The sequence below is a fragment of the Lysinibacillus sp. JNUCC 51 genome, from assembly GCF_015999525.1.
Taxonomy (GTDB): domain Bacteria; phylum Bacillota; class Bacilli; order Bacillales_A; family Planococcaceae; genus Lysinibacillus; species Lysinibacillus xylanilyticus.
In genome coordinates this window covers 1849030-1867802 of sequence record NZ_CP065545.1, presented here as the reverse complement: position 1 = coordinate 1867802, position 18773 = coordinate 1849030, and the positions used below count along the sequence as shown (strand labels likewise).

At 38.5% G+C, this 18773-nt stretch carries 16 protein-coding genes, 1 pseudogene and 1 riboswitch; of the genes and pseudogenes, 8 read left to right on the top strand and 9 right to left on the bottom strand.

From position 1 onward, the window contains the following. The first annotated feature begins 171 nt into the window (after positions 1-171). The 4 genes and pseudogenes from JNUCC51_RS09135 to JNUCC51_RS09120 all read left to right on the top strand — a co-directional run. Positions 172-807, top strand: coding sequence for a YczE/YyaS/YitT family protein (locus tag JNUCC51_RS09135; RefSeq protein WP_337991723.1), 636 nt, complete (start codon positions 172-174; stop codon positions 805-807). Between the two features lie 99 nt (positions 808-906). Further along, a complete protein-coding gene (locus JNUCC51_RS09130; protein ID WP_337991722.1) occupies positions 907-1983 on the top strand; it encodes a nucleotide kinase in 1077 nt (358 codons plus the stop codon). A 58-nt stretch (positions 1984-2041) separates the two neighbouring features. Then, positions 2042-3241, top strand: a complete 1200-nt coding sequence (locus JNUCC51_RS09125) for a glycine C-acetyltransferase (RefSeq protein ID WP_337991721.1) — start codon at positions 2042-2044, stop codon at positions 3239-3241. A 161-nt stretch (positions 3242-3402) separates the two neighbouring features. After that, positions 3403-4962: pseudogene (locus tag JNUCC51_RS09120) on the top strand (IS1182 family transposase); the annotation flags it as partial. A gap of 5 nt (positions 4963-4967) precedes the next feature. Here JNUCC51_RS09120 and JNUCC51_RS09115 read toward each other — a convergent pair. The 7 genes from JNUCC51_RS09115 to JNUCC51_RS09085 all read right to left on the bottom strand — a co-directional run bounded on the left by JNUCC51_RS09115 (position 4968) and on the right by JNUCC51_RS09085 (position 11357). Then, complete coding sequence (locus JNUCC51_RS09115) at positions 4968-5447, bottom strand: hypothetical protein (protein WP_337991720.1); 480 nt, start codon at positions 5445-5447, stop codon at positions 4968-4970. Positions 5448-5567: 120 nt separating this feature from the next. Then, entirely contained in the window at positions 5568-6764 is a 1197-nt protein-coding gene (locus tag JNUCC51_RS09110) for a CaiB/BaiF CoA transferase family protein (protein WP_337991719.1), read from the bottom strand. Then, positions 6761-7921, bottom strand: a complete 1161-nt coding sequence (locus JNUCC51_RS09105) for an alpha-hydroxy acid oxidase (RefSeq protein ID WP_337991718.1) — start codon at positions 7919-7921, stop codon at positions 6761-6763. Before JNUCC51_RS09105 ends, JNUCC51_RS09110 begins: the two co-directional genes overlap by 4 nt. Before the next feature lie 14 nt (positions 7922-7935). Further along, positions 7936-8715, bottom strand: a complete 780-nt coding sequence (locus JNUCC51_RS09100) for an enoyl-CoA hydratase/isomerase family protein (RefSeq protein WP_337991717.1) — start codon at positions 8713-8715, stop codon at positions 7936-7938. 13 nt (positions 8716-8728) lie between these two features. Beyond that, entirely contained in the window at positions 8729-9400 is a 672-nt protein-coding gene (locus tag JNUCC51_RS09095; protein ID WP_049667921.1) for a methionine ABC transporter permease, read from the bottom strand. Further along, on the bottom strand, positions 9393-10418 hold the full coding sequence (locus JNUCC51_RS09090) for a methionine ABC transporter ATP-binding protein (protein WP_337991716.1): 1026 nt from the start codon (positions 10416-10418) through the stop codon (positions 9393-9395). The genes JNUCC51_RS09095 and JNUCC51_RS09090 overlap by 8 nt, the downstream gene beginning before the upstream one ends. Before the next feature lie 105 nt (positions 10419-10523). Continuing rightward, on the bottom strand, positions 10524-11357 hold the full coding sequence (locus tag JNUCC51_RS09085) for a MetQ/NlpA family ABC transporter substrate-binding protein (protein WP_337991715.1): 834 nt from the start codon (positions 11355-11357) through the stop codon (positions 10524-10526). Positions 11358-11444: 87 nt separating this feature from the next. Continuing rightward, a riboswitch (SAM riboswitch) is annotated at positions 11445-11550 on the bottom strand. A 120-nt stretch (positions 11551-11670) separates the two neighbouring features. Here JNUCC51_RS09085 and JNUCC51_RS09080 point away from each other — a divergent pair. Then, a complete protein-coding gene (locus JNUCC51_RS09080) occupies positions 11671-12174 on the top strand; it encodes a PPC domain-containing DNA-binding protein (protein ID WP_337991714.1) in 504 nt (167 codons plus the stop codon). Between the two features lie 69 nt (positions 12175-12243). On the opposite strand, the gene JNUCC51_RS09075 is transcribed toward JNUCC51_RS09080, so the two are convergent. Next, positions 12244-13422, bottom strand: coding sequence for a pyridoxal phosphate-dependent aminotransferase (locus JNUCC51_RS09075; RefSeq protein ID WP_337991713.1), 1179 nt, complete (start codon positions 13420-13422; stop codon positions 12244-12246). 140 nt (positions 13423-13562) lie between these two features. On the opposite strand from JNUCC51_RS09075, the gene JNUCC51_RS09070 reads away from it, so the two are divergent. Further along, entirely contained in the window at positions 13563-14357 is a 795-nt protein-coding gene (locus tag JNUCC51_RS09070; protein ID WP_337991712.1) for a PhzF family phenazine biosynthesis protein, read from the top strand. 83 nt (positions 14358-14440) lie between these two features. Next, positions 14441-15235 carry a carbon-nitrogen family hydrolase gene (locus JNUCC51_RS09065; RefSeq protein ID WP_337991711.1) on the top strand — a complete coding sequence of 265 codons (795 nt, stop codon included), beginning with the start codon at positions 14441-14443 and terminating at the stop codon, positions 15233-15235. An 87-nt stretch (positions 15236-15322) separates the two neighbouring features. Here JNUCC51_RS09065 and JNUCC51_RS09060 read toward each other — a convergent pair whose 3' ends face one another. After that, positions 15323-16891, bottom strand: coding sequence for a PucR family transcriptional regulator (locus JNUCC51_RS09060; protein WP_337991710.1), 1569 nt, complete (start codon positions 16889-16891; stop codon positions 15323-15325). Between the two features lie 456 nt (positions 16892-17347). Between JNUCC51_RS09060 and JNUCC51_RS09055 the strand changes: the two genes are divergently transcribed. Next, the gene (locus JNUCC51_RS09055; RefSeq protein ID WP_337991709.1) at positions 17348-18763 is read left to right on the top strand and encodes an amino acid permease; all 1416 of its coding nucleotides are present in this window, start codon (positions 17348-17350) and stop codon (positions 18761-18763) included. Positions 18764-18773 lie beyond the last annotated feature (10 nt).

Here is an 18773-nt window from a genome sequence, read left to right as displayed (position 1 = left end):
TCAACTACATGAAAATTCCGCTTAGCAAAGTTGTTACTAGCTCTATTAGCGCTATATACACATTGCATAAGATGCTTTGCAGAACTTTTCTTCAACGGAGGTAGCCAAAACTCAAACATAAAATGGGGTACAGTTAGAACAATATTATACATAGAGAGAGAAGGATATGAAATGAGGAAAATTACGGGGTTGCGTTGGACGTTTTTTATTGGTGGCTTAATGGTGATGTCGCTAGGAATTACAATGTCCATTAAAGGGAAAATCGTAGGAACGAGCCCTTGGGATGTGTTACATGTGGGTTTATTTCAGAACTTTGGTTTATCAATTGGTACATGGTCTATATTAACAGGGCTTTTAATTGTTGTTTCAACTTCAATCGTTTTACGAGAATGGCCAAAAATCGGGACATGGCTCAATATGCTACTCATCGGGTCATTTATAGATGTTTTTAATTGGTTATTACCGTCAACAAATATTTATGGCTTACAGATAACTTATTTTGTGGTAGGTTTATTTGTTTTAAGCTTTGGTTGTGGCATGTATATTGCACCGAATATGGGAGCGGGGCCACGGGATACATTAATGATGATTCTTGTTGAAAAATTTGGCGGGACGATTAAAACAGCGCGAATGGGTATTGAAGTACTTGTAACAATTCTTGGCTGGTTACTCGGAGGTCCTGTTGGCGTTGGAACTGTGGTCATTGCTTTAACATCGGGCTATATTGTGCAATATTCGTTACCTTATTGTCGTAAGGTTTTAAAGAAGTGTATTGGGAATATAGAGGGCATGAAGCCATTCTATTAAATAGGAAGCTACTTTTATTTATAAAAAATAAAAGTAGCTCTTCATTTTTTAAAATGTTCCTTCATATAATGCAAGGCATAAGATAAAGGGGGAGCGTTATTGAACGGAAATGTGACCTATTATTATGGGCACGCACTGACTGGGCAAGGAATTAAACATTTATATAAAGAACTGATGGATGAGGCAGAATTAGTTTATATTTTGCAAGGTGCGCCTACGTTTAAAGGATCAGAGCTTATTAAAGAGCTAGGTTATTTTTATGTGAAGCAAGGCTTTGCGGTGGAGTGGTTTAAGCATGCTTTGTTGGAGGATATTGTTGAGGCAGTGTATGTTCAAGGATGTAATCGACTATTTGTATGGTCATCAGGGTGGGGGATTGAACCGATCTTCCTTGGAACAAAGCATCGGGTGATATCATTTTATGATTGTTTAGAAGAATTCCAACTTGAAAGGGTTGGCGAACAACTCGCTGATGCAGTGACGGAACGAGAGTCGTGGCGTGAGAAGTGTATTTCGAAGCTAAATAGTGCTATAAAGATCCATGATGATTGGGAAGTAGTCACACAAAGCTGTATGAACTGGCAGGCATTAAATGATCAGGTTGAAAATTTAAAGACAGATGTTTTCCAAACAATCGTCTTAAATAAAACAGGAATGCGAACACATCGCTTACTCGGAACATTAACACCGAGGGGGGCTGAAAATACAGTAGATAGCATAACAAAAAATATATCTCGAAGATTGATGATCAAAGGGAAGCCGGGTACAGGTAAATCTTCTTTAATGAAAGGTTTAGCAGACGAAGCAAATGCGAGAGGGCTCGATGCACAAGTTATTTGGTGTGGCTTGGATTCAAACTCTGTTGACATGGTTATTATCCCGGAGTTGAATTTCTGCATCTTTGATAGCACAGATCCACATGTCTTTGAACCTCAGGCAGGAAGACTTGGTGATGAAATTTTCGATATAGGGGAACATTGCGCAATTTCACAGGAAGCAGAAGCTAAAATTGAAGATATTCGGGCAAAGTATAAAGAAGCAATGCAGGATGCAATGGGTTATTCGAAGCGTTATGCGGAAGCAGAGTATACTGTCCGTCGATTAATAGATAATTGTATATCATCATCTCTTTGGCGAGAAAAAACTGCCCCACTATTCGAAAGATTAACAAAGTAATTTTTCTAATAGCGTGCTTGTGCTACACTAGGAACTAGAATAGTGTTCCTAGGAAAGGATGATACGCTTGTCAAAAGTATTGAATGCATTTTTAGATGAAAACCTACAAGCCTTACGCAATCAAGGCTTATACAACGAAATTGATCCAGTAGAGGGAGCAAACGGACCAGTTATTCAGGTACGTGGCAAAAATCTAATTAATCTATCCTCAAACAACTATCTTGGTTTAGCAACGAATGAAGATTTAAAGCGTATTGCCAAAGAAACAATTGAGACATACGGTGTGGGGGCTGGAGCAGTCCGTACGATTAACGGCACACTTGATTTACACGTAAAATTAGAGGAAAAGCTTGCTGAATTTAAAGGCACAGAAGCAGCGATCTCTTACCAATCAGGTTTTAACTGTAATATGGCAGCTATTTCAGCTGTTATGGATAAAAATGATGCAATACTTTCAGACCAATTAAACCATGCTTCGATTATTGATGGTTGTCGTTTATCACGTGCGAAAATCATTGCCTATAATCACTCTGACATGGATGATTTACGTGTGAAAGCAAAGGAAGCGAAAGAATCAGGCTTATATAATAAAGTCATGGTCATTACTGATGGCGTATTCTCAATGGATGGTGATATTGCAAAATTACCAGAAATCGTTGAGATTGCGAAAGAGTTTGATTTAATAACGTATGTTGATGATGCACACGGTTCAGGTGTAACAGGTAAAGGAAAGGGTACTGTGAAGCATTTCGGTTTAGAAAAAGAAATCGACTTCCAAATTGGTACACTTTCTAAAGCAATTGGTGTTGTTGGTGGATATGTAGCAGGTAAGAAAAATTTAATTGATTGGCTGAAAGTGCGTTCTCGTCCATTTTTATTCTCAACAGCATTACCACCAGGTGATGTTGCTGCGATTACAGCGGCAGTGCAAATGCTGATTGACTCAACGGAGCTTCACGATAAGCTTTGGGAAAATGGGGATTATTTAAAAGCGGGTCTTGCTAAGCTAGGCTTTAATATCGGTGAATCAGAAACGCCAATCACACCATGTATTATTGGTGATGAAAAGCTTACACAGGAATTTTCACGTCGTTTATTTGAAGAGGGCGTCTATGCTAAATCAATCGTTTTCCCAACGGTTCCAAAAGGTACAGGACGTGTTCGTAACATGCCTACAGCGGCACATACAAAAGAAATGCTGGACGACGCTCTAGCAATCTATGGAAAAGTCGGCCGTGAGCTAGGTGTAATTCAATAAAAAATTGAGGCTGGGACAAAACCCACCTCTTAACTAAAAAGCCGGTGAAATTTTACGATTAGTAAAATTTCACCGGCTTTAAATTTTTTTCATAAAAAATAAGGACCACTTCTGATAAAATTAAGTCACCATAACAAAATTATACAGAAAGAAGGATCCTTATGTTTAAAGATTATAACATGAATCAATTAGTTTTGCCTTTAGATTTTGAAGTGAAGTTACAAAAGAATGATATCGCCTTCCATGTCCACCATTTAGTCGAAAGTATCCCGCCCGAAGCGTTTGAACCATTCCTTCGAAATGAGGGCTGTCCTGCCTACCATCCACGCATGATGCTTAAAATTATCTTATGTGCCTACACGCAATCTGTCTTCTCAGGGCGCAAAATTGAAGCGCTTTTAAAAGATAGTCTTCGGATGATGTGGTTAGCTCAAGGGCATGAACCAACCTACCGCACAATCAACCGATTCCGTGTCCAACCAGAGGTAAAAGAGTTGATTCGTCAATGCTTCGTTCAATTCCGCTGCCAGCTGGTACAGGGAGAATTAATTGACCAGGAAGCTATTTTTATTGATGGAACAAAGATTGAAGCGAATGCGAACAAATTTACATTCGTGTGGAAAAAGTCGGTTGAGAAATTTCATAACGGACTAATTGAAAAGTCAAACCAGCTATACGATGAGCTGCTTGAAAAAGAAATCATGCCAGAAATTGAACGGGAAAGTGAAAAGGAATTAGCATTGGAAGACCTCGCTCAAATGGTCGAAAAAGTTGATGAAGTGATTTCTGAATATGATCGAAAAATTGAAGAGTCATCGGATGTAGCAGAGCGAAAGGCTTTAAGAACGGAACGGAAATTCCCAAAGCAGGCTCGCAAACAATTGATCGACTATATTGAACGCAAACTAAAATATCAAAGAGACTTCGAAATCTTTGACGAACGAAATAGTTATTCGAAAACAGACCCGGATGCAACATTTATGCGTATGAAAGATGACTATATGAAAAATGGTCAATTGAAGGCAGGTTATAACATACAAGTGGCAACAGAAGGTCAGTATGCGCTTGCCTACAGCATTTTTCCGAATCCAACGGATACACGTACATTAATCCCATTTTTAGATGAAATCGAACAACATTATTTTAAGTTACCAAAACACATCGTCGCAGATGCTGGATATGGCAGTGAACAAAATTATGATGATATCCTTTCGAACCGTAAGCGAGAAGCCTTAATCACGTATAACATGTATGTAAAAGAACAGAAGAAAAAGCATAAGCAAAACGAATTCAATACAGAGAACTGGGATTATGATAAAGAACATGATCGATACACTTGCCCAAACCAACAACAGCTTGTATTTAAATATCGTTCCACGAAAACGGATAAGTATGATTTCACGCGTGAATTTAAGATATACGAATGTGAGGACTGTTCCGGATGCCCCCTACGTTCGTTATGTACGAAAGCAAAAGGGGGAAATAATCGTAAGTTAATCGTGAATGAGAAGTGGGAGCAACAAAAAGAATATGTAAGAGTAAAGCTTTCAGAAGAAAAAACGAGTACCATTTATCGTCAACGCAAAATTGACGTGGAACCAGTTTTTGGATTCTTGAAGGCTAATTTGCGTTTCACTCGATTTTCTGTGAGAGGAAAATCGAAGGTTGAAAACGAGATGGGCCTCGCATTAATGGCCGTGAATTTAAGAAAATTCACAGCCATTAGCTAATAGCTATATGGAGACAACATAAAAAATAGAGAAATCCGAATTTGAATGAATTCAAATTCGGATTTCTCACTAATGAAGCTAGTTATGTCCCAGCCTCTTTTTTGAGGTTTAGACGGATTAAATGTTCGAAGCGACGGATGGAAGAGCCAAAGTGACGGAAAGAGAGGTCGAAGTGACGGATAGAAGATAGAGCGACGGAAAGAGAGGTCGAATCGACGGAAAGAAGAGCCGAAGCGACGGAAAGAAGAGACAGAGCGATGGATAGAAGGTCGAAGTGAAGGAAAGAAAGCAGAGCGACGGAAAGAAGAGACAGAGCGACGGATAGAAGGTCGAAGTGAAGGAAAGAAAGCAGAGCGACGGAAAGAAGAGCCGAATCGACGGATAAAAAGGTCGAAGTGACGGATAGAAGATAGAGCGACGGAAAGAGAGGTCGAATCGACGGATAGAAGAGCCAAAGCGACGGAAAGAAAGGTCAAAGCGACGGAAGGAAGAGTCTAAGTGACGGATAGAATAGTCAAAGTCGTGGATAGAACAGCCAAAATTGTGGATAGCCCCGCCAAAGCGACGGAAAGTCACCCCGAAATGCCGGGGTAGCTTTATTTCGAGTGAATGACTTTCGCTGCTTTTAGTTGTTCGATGTGTTCATCAGGTACATGCAATGATTTTAAAATATCTTCATTATGCTGCCCTAATGTAGGAGCGGCCTTCATTAGTTGCCCAGGCGTTTGCGAAAACTTCGCTGGGAAGCCGAGTGTGCGCATTGGGCCGGCGACTGGATGTTCATAGGAAAGCACCATGCCGCGTTCTAAAATATGGGGATCATTCAATGTCTGATCGTATGAATAGATGGGGCTAGCTGGAACACCATGTTCATTTAATCGCTGAAGCCAATGAGTTGCTGGATGTTTTATTAATTCGCTTTCGATTTCTGCTTCAAGTACTTTCACATTTTGAGCGCGGGAGTAGTTTGTCGCAAACAAAGGGTTGTCTAACCAATCGAGGCGATTCACGACTTTCGTGGCAAAAATCTCCCACAGCTTTTGATTGCCTGCTCCTATTAAAATATAGTCGTCTTTTGTTTTAAAGCCTTGATATGGAGCGGATACTCGGTGAGCAGTTCCTGTACGTTCAGGTAATTCGCTATTTCCGAAATATGCTGCAGCCTCCCAAACTGTCCATGCAAGCCCGGATTCAACTAGGGACACGTCGATGTATTGTCCTTCACCACTATGAAGTTTATAAATATATGCCATTAAAATAGACTGTAAAGCAGTTTGCGCAGCTGCAATATCGTTCACTGCAAAGCCAACTTTTACGGGTCTACCGCCAGCTTCACCAGTCATATGCATTAATCCGCTAAGCCCTTGTGCCATAATATCATAGCCGCCTTTTTGACTATATGGACCTGTTTGACCATAACCAGAAATGGAGCAATAAATAAGCCCGGGGTTAATTTCCTTTAATGTTTCATAATCAATACCAAGTTTTTTTGTGACGCCTGGTCGGTAATTTTCTACAAGAACATCTACAGATTGAATAAGTTCTTTGAATAATTCCAACCCTTCAGGCGTTTTTAAATTTATACAAACGCCTTTTTTATTACGATTGACCATCATATACATATGGCTTTCTTCATTAATGAATGGGCCCATCGCGCGTGTATCGTCTCCATTTGGATATTTTTCGATTTTTATAACCTCGGCACCCATATCCGCTAGCACCATAGTGCAATAAGGGCCGGCGAGCACTTGTGATAAATCAACTACTTTTAAACCTTCTAATGCTAATTTCATCTATGATCGACTCCATCTTTTTTCACCAATGTGATATCACGTAGTCCTTTTACAGATGTTGCCCCCGCTAATGCGATAGAAACTTTTAATTCATCATATAAATTCGTCATTACTTTTTCGACTCCTTGCTGTCCTTCTAAGGCAAGCCCATAGACGAAGGGACGTCCAATGGCAACAGCATCTGCTCCTAAAGCGAGTGCCTTAAGAGCATCCATACCACGATACACACCGCTATCTAAAATAACAGGAATTCGTCCCTTTACAGCTTTCACAATGTCAGGAAGTGCATCAAGTGAACCAATTACGCCATCCAATTGACGACCACCGTGGTTTGATACGATTATTCCATCAATGCCATTTTCTATAGCTAATTTTGCGTCTTTAGGATGTAAGATTCCCTTCAATAAAATAGGGAGATTAGAACGGCGCTTTAATTCACGTACATTGTCCCAATTTAATGTTGGATGGAAAACATTTTGTAAAACGCCTTGTACATATGACTCGAATGAATCGTCTGGTAAGGAAGCAGTAAAAACAGGGTCATTCATATAGTTTCCTCTCGCATACCCAAGCTTTAATGGTGAAAATTGATTGCGAACATCTTCTTCACGCCAGCCGAGCATGACTGTATCTACAGTTAAAACAATAGCCTCAAAACCAGCAGCCTCGGCTCGAGCGGCCATACTATATGCAATTTCTTCATTTGTTGACCAATATAATTGAAACCATTTAGTAGCAGCGGGAGCTGTTTGTGCTATATCCTCAAGTGCATAGCTTGAAACTGTACTTTGAATATAAGGAATTTTTAACTGATTAGCTGCACGAGCAACGGCAAGCTCTCCCTCGTCATGCGCCATTCTGTTCATGCCAACAGGAGCAAATAAGAACGGGGTTGGATGTACTTTTCCGAACAGTTCAATCGATGTATCAATACTCGAAACATCATGTAAAAAGCGTGGAATAATAGAGTATTTTTCAAAGGCAGCACGGTTATTTTTTAATGTTTGCTCACCTCCAGCACCTGAACGGATATAACCAAACGGACCAGCTTCTATTTTTTCTGCAACTGCCTTTTCTAAATCTGCAAAGCAAATAGGGAAGGGGGCTTGTGCGTTAATATTTTTTAACAGTAGATCTCCATCTGTTATCTTTGTCATCGTTATTACCTCCCTTATTTATTAAAAATGGGCTTTCTTTTATTTAAAAATGCTTGGATACCTTCGTTGTAATCATAAGAGCTAAATGAATCAAGAATCATTTGAGCTAACTCTTCACTTTCTTCATTTTCACCATCGACAATTGCTTGGATAATTTTTTTAATACCAGCATTTGCAACAGAGGATTTACTTAATAAATGATTAGCGAACTGAATTGTCGCGTCTTCAATATCCTCTGGTTCATGTAAGGCAGTAATTAAACCGATATTTTTACCTTCTTCAGCTGTGAATATATTCGCTGTATACAATATTTCCTTTGCCTTCGCAGCACCTACGATGTTCATTAGACGCTTTGTACTTTCAAGATTGTAGATGATACCGATGTTCGCAGCAGTGATGCCAAGCTTACTCTTAGGTGTTGCTAGTCGGAAATCACATGCGTTGGCTAGCTCTAAGCCACCACCAATAGCTAATCCTTGAATCATGGCTATTGTAGGGTGTGGAAATTTATAAAGAGCATCAATGGCTTTTAATGCTAAATCATTATAGGCTTTTGCGTGATTGGCTGCATAACGAACGTCTAAAAACTCGCTAATATCTGCACCTGAAGAAAAGGCAACTTCATTTACGCCACGAACAATTAAGATTTTGATAGAAGAGTCTGTACGTAAAGCTTCAAGATTATCTAAAATGGTTTGAAACATAGCTCTTGATAAAGAGTTGCGTTTTTCAGGTCGATTTAACACTAGGGTAGCGATATAGCCATTTTTCTCTACGTAAATTTCATTTGTCATCGTAATCCTCCTACTAATCTTTCTTTAGTTTCGCTGCAAAGCGATTACCTATTGATTGAATACTCTGAACAAGGATGATTAAGATAAACACAGTCGCATACATCACATCGACCTCATAGCGTAAATGACCGTAACGGTATGCAAGATCACCTAAACCACCAGCACCAACCATTCCTGCCATTGCTGTTGCTCCTATAAGACCGATTGTAGCAATCGTTAAACCTAAAATAATGGATGGACGAGCCTCACGTAGTAAGACATTCCAAATAATATGACGGCGTTTAATACCCATTGCTGTATAAGCTTCCACAACACCTGGATCAACTTCTAAAAGTGCGGTTTCCATAAGGCGCGCAATATAAGGCGCTGTATAAACAACAAGCGGTACAATAACACCTTTTACACCGATAGTTGTGCCAACGATTAGCTTCGTGAACGGTAAAATGAAAAATAGTAAAATAATGAACGGTACTGAGCGAATAATATTAATAAATAAATTGAAAAATTGATAGAGAAATTTATTTTCAAAGGATTGTCCCGGGCGAGTTAAAACGATTAAAAGCCCTAAAGGGATCCCAATTAAAATAGAAAAGAATAATGAAATCCCGACCATTTGGAAGGTTTCGATAATGGATTTCCCAATAACATCTGACCAATCTGCAAAGAAGCTTTGAATGCTATTCATTTAATTCGCCTCCTAATTCCTCGACACTTACTCCGTTTTCTTTAAAATACTTAAGTGCTTTTTCTACGATATGGGTTTTACCGTGTAGATGCACGACAATATTACCGACAATGCCGTTTTTTAATTCAATGATATTGGCTGTTAAAATATTTGGTTGTACATCATAAACTTTGCTCACTTCTGCAAGTAATGGTTTCCCTGTACTTTCACCAAGGAATGTTAAACGAATAACACTTCCCGAAACATTTAATTGCTCGATAAGGGAAGGAGATAAATTACGTTGAGAAATGGTATTTAAAAATTTTCGTGTCGTTGGATGCTGAGGCTTGGAAAATAGCTCAATCGCAGAGCCGTATTCCACAACTGCCCCAGATTCAAGAACGGAAACATCATCGCAAATTTTTTGAATAACATTCATTTCGTGTGTAATGAGTAAAATAGTGATGCCTAGCTCACGATTAATTTTCAAGAGAAGCTCAAGAATGGCGTCAGTTGTTTCAGGATCGAGTGCACTCGTTGCTTCATCACTGAGTAAAATCTCAGGCTCTTGGGCGAGGGCACGTGCAATAGCGACACGTTGCTTTTGACCACCCGAAAGCTGGCTAGGATAGCTATCTAATTTCTCTGTTAGGCCAACAATTTCTGCATATTTTGCAACACGTTCTTTTACTTCAGAGTCGTTATAACCTAGAAGCTTTAATGGTATCGAGATATTGCTGTAAACGGTCGCTGTTTTTAAAAGGTTAAAATGTTGGAAGATCATCCCGATTTTTTGACGTGTTTTGCGAAGGTCGTTTAGAGAAAGGGAAGTAATATCTACATTATCAATCAATACTTTTCCTGTAGTTGGACGCTCTAATAAATTGACACAGCGAATGAGGGTACTTTTTCCAGCACCACTGTAGCCAATAACCCCATGAATTTCACCTTTTTTGACATGCAAATTAATACCATCTACTGCTTTGACGATACCTTTTTTAGTTTTAAATTCTTTTGATATGTTTTCTAATTGAATCATACTGTGATATCTCCTTTCTAAGCCCATCTATAAAGCAAGAATCTGCTAGCCTTCCCATAGGAGTCTCGCAGATTCTTGATTTTATGAAAGGGTCTTACTCGTCACTTACCAGCTTGGAATTACAGAACCTTTGAATTCTTCTTCAATAAATTTGCGTACTTCATCAGATTGATAAGCTTCAACGAATTTCTTAATCGTTGGGTCGTCCTTGTTTTCAGCACGTACCACAATGTAATTTACATATGGAGAGTCAGTAGATTCTAAAAGAATGGAATCTTTTTTAGGATCAATACCAGCTTCAAGAGCGAAGTTAGTATTAATGGCTGCTACATCTACTTCACTTAGCTGCTTTGGAATTTGTGCAGCCTCTAATTCAATGAATTTTAAGTTCTTTTTATTTTCTTCCACATCACGAATAGAAGCAGTTAAGTCTGCACCATCTTTTAATTTTATATAGCCTGCATCTTGAAGGACAAATAGTGCACGAGCTCCGTTTGTTGGATCATTTGGTAATCCGAATGTTGCACCATCAGGAACGTCATCGAATGATTTATATTTTTCAGAGTATATACCCATAGGATTTAAAATTGTTTTTCCTACTGGCACTAAATCTGTATTGTGATCTTTGTTAAATGTATCGAGGAATGGCTTGTGTTGATAGCTATTTGCATCAAGATCACCCTCAGCTAATGATGTATTTGGTAAAACATAATCAGAGAAAGGTTTTAGTTCTACCTCTAAGCCTTTTTCTTTGGCAACCTTTGCAGCAACCTCTGCAATTTGTTCGTGTGGACCAGAAGTTACACCAACTACAATTTTATGTTCATTAATAGCCTTACTTTGACTTTCTTTACTATCTTCTTTAGTACCACAGCCTACTAATGCTGCTACTAATGTGAGACTCGCTAAACCTAGTAAAATTTTGTTTTTCTTTTTCATGAAACCTACCTCCAAAGTTGTTTTATCGGTTTTAAAATAAAAAAAACTCTCTTAAAAAATTAAGAGAGGCTCATGAAAAATTGTCCTCTCTTATCTTTCAAACGATTATCGTTTGCAGGATTTAGCACCTTCCTTAAAAAAAGGAGGTTGCCGAGCTTCATAGGGCCAGTCCCTCAGCTACTCTTGATAAGAGATTTATAATATTTTTTTGTAAATCCGATAGAACTAATATAAATTATAGGATATAGTAAGTCAATCGAATTTTTAAAATTTTTTATTTTATTATAATATTTTGTGTGAAAGAGGGATGGGAATGTCTGTTAGAGTGAATTATGGGATTGGCTCATTTGGAAAGGTAATTAGTGCACGTATTCTAATGGGAACAGATATCATTGAGGGGATCGAGGCTATCTGTGAAGAAAATGGTATAGAGTCAGCAACAATTGTTAGCTGTATCGGTAGCTTTCAAAAAAGTAGCTTTGTCTACTTAGTACCTGATGAATCCTCTAAAATTAAAGTGCGTTTTAGTGACGTAATTGAAAAAGATGGCCCACTTGAATTTATCCAAGGATCAGGTGTTGTTTGTATACGTGATGGAGGATATGAAACGCATCTTCATGGTTCTATGAGTGATCAGAGGGGTGGAGTGTCCGGCGGGCATTTGTTGAAAGGTGGAAATATTGTTATTACAGCTGATGTCGTTTTAGCAGAAATACAAGGGATTCAGCATATTCGTCAGTTTGATGAAGAAACAAGACATGTCCAATTTTATCCACTAGAAGAAGGGCTGAAGCAACCAAGGAAGATAGTAAAATGAAAAAACTGTCTCCAAAGCAAATATGCGCAAAGGGGACAGTTTTGATAGGGACTTACTTAGGTAGAGGGACTAAAATGCACATGAGCTAAATAAGTTTAACTTTTCGATTCTGCTGATTGCTTCACGTAAGCGGTCTTCGCTAACAAGTAAACCAACCCGCACATAGCCTTCACCATATTGGCCAAAGCCATTTCCTGCAGCTACTGCGATATCAGCTTTGTCTAGCAATAAATCGGCAAATTGTTCACTCGTAAAGCCTAATGGGACAGGTAACCATGCAAAGAAAGAGCCTCTCGGTGCTGTTACTTGCCAACCAATTCGATGAGCTTCTTCGATAAGGACGTTTCGTCGACTCTCATAAGTCGCTCTTAGCTTGTCAGCGCAATTTTGAGAAGCAGTAAGTGCAACTGCCGCAGCTTGTTGCACTGCAGGGAACTGACTACAAAATAGATGATCTTGAATAAGGTTAATGGCTGCAATAATATCAGGGTTACCAACTGCAAAACCAATGCGCCAGCCCGCCATATTATACGTTTTGGATAATGTATACATTTCAATACCGACATCTTTTGCACTGTCAGCTTGCAGGAAGCTAATAGGTTTATTGCCGTCAAAACCAATTGCCCCGTAGGCAAAATCGTGTGCTACGATAATGTTATGCTTTTTTGCAAAGCGTACTGTTTCCTCGAAAAATTCAAGTGTTGCAGTACCACCAGTTGGGTTATTCGGGTAATTCAAGTAAAGTAGCTTCGCCTTCTCTTTTACTTCATCGGATAAAGCATTATAATCAGGCAGGAAATTATTTTCTGCAAAAAGTGGCATGACTTCAAAATTAACATCGCCTAATACGACACCAGATAAGTAATCTGGATATCCAGGATCGGGTAAAAGCATTGTATCGCCAGGGTTTAAAACGGCTAAAGGTAACTCAACGAGACCGATTTTCGTACCACCGAGAATTGCTACTTCTGTTTCAGGATCAATGTCAACATTGTATTCACGTTTGTAGAAGTTTGCTGCTGCTTGGCGTAATTCTGCTATGCCACGAAATGGAGAGTATTTATGATTTTGAGGATCTTCTGCTGCCTCCTGTAATGCTTTAATAATGTGGGGAGGAGTGGGTTGGTCAGGATTACCTTGACCGAGATTAATAACATCACGCCCTTCAGCTAGAGCGGCGTTTACTTTTTGCACAAGTGCTGCAAAAAATTGAGTTGGGAGTTGCTGTAGTTTTTTTGAGAATTCCATGCATGTCCACCTTTTTCAGAATATAATAATTATTAAAGATATGATGCACATAATATTACTTTTTTTAGTAATTGTCTAGAGCATTTTCGAAAACTATAGGTAACTATAAGCGACCAAATACGTATATGGGGGTGGGAAAAATGAACAAAGTCTCATATTTTATCGTCAATGCTTTTACTACAGAGCTTTACAAGGGAAATCCCGCAGCAGTATGTTTACTTGATTCAGCAATACCTGAGTCGACGATGCAAAAAATTGCTCAGGAGATTCCCGTACCAACAACAGCTTTTGTCCAAAAGAAGGATAATGATTTTTTTCTTAGATGGTTTACGCCAGCAAAGGAAATACCAATTTGTGGACATGGAACAATCGCTAGCGCTTTTTTACTCTGGAAACAAGGGATTGTACCCGTCAACTCTTCAATTACATTCCAAACTTTAAGTGGTCCTTTGCAAGCAATTTGGTTGAATGAACTAGTTGAAATAACAATTCAAAAGTATCGATTAGAAGAGATTGAATGTCCTGTGGAGCTTGAAGAATGGCTTGGTTTGAAACCGACATATGTAGGAAAAACAGAATTGGATTATATCGTGGAGTTAAGTCACGAAGAGTATATTGCAAATTTCAAAGCAGATTTTCAAGCGATGAATCAGTTCCCTGTACGTGGTGTTTGTATTACAAGTCGTTCTAAGGACGAGGGAATTGATATTGTTTCAAGATTCTTTTCTCCAGCACAAGGTATTGATGAAGACCATGTAAATGGTTCCACTCATGGTGCGTTAGGACCTTACTGGTGTGAAAAGTTATCCAAAGAAAGCATCATTAGCAAACAGCTTTCAAGACGTGGTGGATTATTATACGTTACACCAAAAATAAAAGATGTAGCTATTGCAGGTTCTGCAGTTCGAGTATTAAGTGGAGAAATATTAATCTAAATATTGAGCTAAAACCGAGGAAGTAAGGTAGTTTTATTGTAGTATAAAAATATAGAAACGTACTGTCTAGAGGAGGAATAGCAATGAAAATTGGATGTATCCAACTAAATGTTGGCTTTGGCAAAGTAGAAGAAAATTTTGCTCGTGCTGAGGACAAGATTCGTGAAGCGGCAAAACAGGGTGCAGAAATTATTGTACTACCAGAGATGTGGAATACAGGCTATGCACTTGAAAAATTACCGGAGCTTGCAGATGTTGATGGAGAACGTTCGAAAGCATTTTTGTCAGATTTAGCGAAAGAGCTTGGCGTACATATTGTTGGTGGCTCTGTTTCAACGAAGAAGGGCGATAAATTTTACAACACGATGTATACGTTTGATAAGAATGGTGAGTTAGTAGGCGAGTATAGCAAGGCACATCTTTTCCGTTTGATGGACGAGCATTTATATTTAGAAGCTGGGGATGAAATGAATCGCTTTGCCCTAGGAGATATCGAGAGTGCAGGCGTGATTTGCTATGATATCCGCTTCCCGGAATGGCTACGTGCTCACGCCTTAGAGGGTGCAAAGGTATTGTTCGTACCTGCGCAATGGCCGACACCACGTATCGATCATTGGAAAACATTGCTACAAGCACGTGCCATTGAAAATCAATGCTTCGTCATCGCTGTTAATCGTATTTCTAGGAAGGTTGAAAACTTCAATGGTCAATCTATGATTATTCAACCGTGGGGTGAAGTGCTTTGGGTTGGTGCGGAAGATGAAGAAGTAGCTGTCATCGATGTGGACTTTTCGATTGTCGATGAAGTACGAGGTAGAATTCCTGTTTATGACGACCGCAGACCAGGATTATATAGCGGAGTAGTTACAGAAAATTAAAATCTAGTAGCACGCTCAAGAAGTAAAGCAGTATTGAGCGTGCTAATCAATCAACGTCGCTGATAAACTCCACAAAAACACTGTATTTTAGTTTTTCTCTTCAATCAATGAATTAGCAAGCAACATAAATTCAAGTGTAATTCGATTATGTCCCTTCATAAAATTTTCCCCTAATAGACTTTCAAGCTTTTTTAAACGATGGTAGAGCGTTTGTCGTACGATGAACAGTTGGTTGGCTGTTTGTTGTTTGGAGCCATTCGTTTGCAAGTATACCTGTAGAGTTTCTAATAGCTTACTGTTATATTTTTTGTCATATTCAATAACAGGCTGCAAATAATCTTGAATCACTTCCTGTAAATTTACTTGCATCTGTAATTTATAGATGAGGTGATGTAGATGTAAATCATCGTAAAAATAAGAAGTTGTTTGTACTTTACTGCAAATATACAATGTTTCGAGTGCGGTTTGATAGCTCTTTGGTATTTCTTCTACGTCTGCAACGACTTTGCCAATGGCTACTTGATAACCTTGAACCATTTGTTTTTTATATAAATCAGTTTTTTGAAGGGAAGAAACTAACGTATTTAATAATTCGCGGCTCGATTTGCTATCCTTTGTATGGAGTAAAATAAAAATGACATAGCTTTTTCTTTCAAATAAAAATGGTATAAATCCATTTTGTTCAAAAAGGTTTCGATAGTAGAGCTTACTATAGACAATATCTTCTTGTGCCCTAGAGGCTGCATTAGGAGTTGCTAAAATAAAAACAGCTCCGCTAGAAAGTTTATAATTAGAGTGATGGGTTACGATAAATTTATAAATTTCCTCTTTCGATAGTTTTTGATCTATCCAATCCGCTAAAATAGAGGCATCCTCAATGTCCTTTTTTTCTTCGATATAAAATTCTCTCATTAACAGCTGCGCTAGTGCAGTAGCCGTACGGTCTAAAATAAGTAATTCGAACTCTGAGAATAGACCATCCTCTCTATAGAGCGTTAAATCTGCATAATGCTGATCCAAAATAAAGATTGGTTCATTTTTAAAAACTGGTGCTGATTTTTTCATCGATAAAAGTAGTTGGCGCTTATGATGTGGCATGTTTGGAAAAAAGATAGGCTCTCGACCTTTAATAGAAAAGATAATTTGTGTCTTCAATTTATTATACATATTTTGTAAAACTTCTTCTGCGGTTTGCCCTAATAGAGCATTTTTATTTAATGTTTGAGAGTAGGATTCTAAAGTAGAAATCATTAAATATTGTTGATTCATAATTTGACTATGTAAATCCTGTGTAATACGGACAAAAGGAACAGTGTCATGAAAAACGATAATAGGGAAGCTGTGACGGTTAGCAAGAGCTACAATGACTTCCGGGATGGTTTGTATAGAAGTCCCATATTCAATGCACAATGCAGCACAATTTTTTTGGATTAAGGACTCTACAAAAAAGATAAAATCCTCTATGCTATGCTGAAGGCTTATCCCTGTTGTTAAAACCAATTCATCACCAGCTAGAAAATTATCTACTTGTATAATTTCAATGACATGAGCCCACTTTACTATTCGTAATAATCCATCCTCACCGGCTACGACCTCAGCACTTTGGAAGTATGTATTTTCTAATACATCCTTCACTTGAAGCTTAAATTGACTCATGTTTATCCTCCTCCCTTTCAACATAAATTGTTTTCCGGTCTTCTTATTGATGTATCGTTTCTGCTTAAATAAACGAAAATGTTATATTTTTAGAATCTTTAGTCTATTTTACAATATGTATAAAACAAAAGTATAGAATTTTACAGTTTGTCTATTACTTCGTTTCTATGTAACATGTAAAATTTTTGTAAGCGGTAATCCAATTTAACTTCTTTCAGCGAGTGTCAAACATCCGCTGAAATAGAGGAACTCAGTCTAAGAACGCCACGTCCTGTGGCAACGACTGAGTGACCAACTTCGTGTTGGCCTAAAGCCTCCGGCGGATGTCACGGAAATCGGAAAGGAGTGCTTTGTACATGTACAAAGCTGATTCCGGACACATTGTTTATCTGCGCGAAAGCGAAGCGTCAGCGGCAATTATGCCGAGGCATAATTGATTAAAAGAGGTGAACAGATATGGAGCAACAGACGCAATTACAGAGAGGGTTAAAGAAAAGGCATATGACGATGATCGCTATTGCAGGGGTTATCGGAGCCGGTCTATTTATGGGAAGTGGCTCGGTGATTAACTTAGCCGGCCCTGGAGCAATATTATCTTATATATTTGCAGGTATTATCGTTATTCTTGTCATGCGAATGCTTGGAGAAATGGCAGCCGTCAATCCAACAAGTGGATCTTTTGCGCATTATGCACATGAAGCAATTGGTCCTTGGGCTGGTTTTATGATTGGTTGGTTATATTGGTTTTTCTGGGTTGTTGCAATTGCTTTAGAGGCAACGGCAGCAGCTGCGATTATTCAATATTGGTATGATGGGATTCCTTTATGGCTACTAAGTCTTTTATTAACTGTAGCACTTACTTTAACAAATGTTCTTTCCGTAAAAGCTTTTGGTGAATTTGAATATTGGTTCTCTCTTATTAAGGTTGCAAGTATTGTAGTTTTCCTAGGACTTGGAGCATTTATTATTTTGGGTATCGCACCTAATTTTGATGCTGTAGGTACTACCAATTTAATAGGTGAGGGTGGCTTTTTACCGAATGGTTTTGGTGCTGTACTGATGGGAGTAGTCATTGTTATTTTCTCATTTATGGGTACAGAGATTGTTGCCATTGCAGCAGGAGAATCTGACGAACCGTTGGCAGCAGTGACAAAAGCTACAAATTCAATTACTTGGCGTATTTTGATTTTCTACGTTGGATCAATAGCGGTAGTTGTCACATTATTACCTTGGCATTCCTCAGATATTTTAACAAGTCCCTATGTAGCAGTATTGGATTACATTGGCATTCCCGCAGCTGCGCAAATCATGAATTTTGTAGTTTTAACAGCTGTTTTATCGTGCTTAAACTCCGCGCTTTACGCTACATCTCGAATGGTATTTTCTTTAGCGGAGAAGGGGGAGGCCCCAAAAGCATTTTTGAAATTAAATAAAAAGGGAGCACCTGTTAATGCCATATTAACAGCGACATTCTTCTCTTATATTGCCGTTATTATGAACTATGTTTCACCAGATAAAGTATTTATGTTTTTACTTAGTTCATGTAGTGCAATCACGTTGATTCTTTACTTAATCATTGCTTTTTCACAATTAAAAATGCGACGGAAAATTGAGAAGGAAAATCCCGAGCTATTAAAAGTGAAAATGTGGTTATTCCCATATTTAACGTATTTCACAATATTGGCTACAACATCATTACTGATCGCTATGTTCTTTATTGAATCGATGCGTTCACAAATTTTATTTACATGTATTGTAGTGGCGATCGTGATGATTTTCTATTTAGTTACACAGAGGAAAAAGTCGTTAAACTCAGTAGAGGATGCAAGTTCTATTTTCCAAAAGGAAGAATTAGACTTTGAACAACAATAGATGAGGAGTG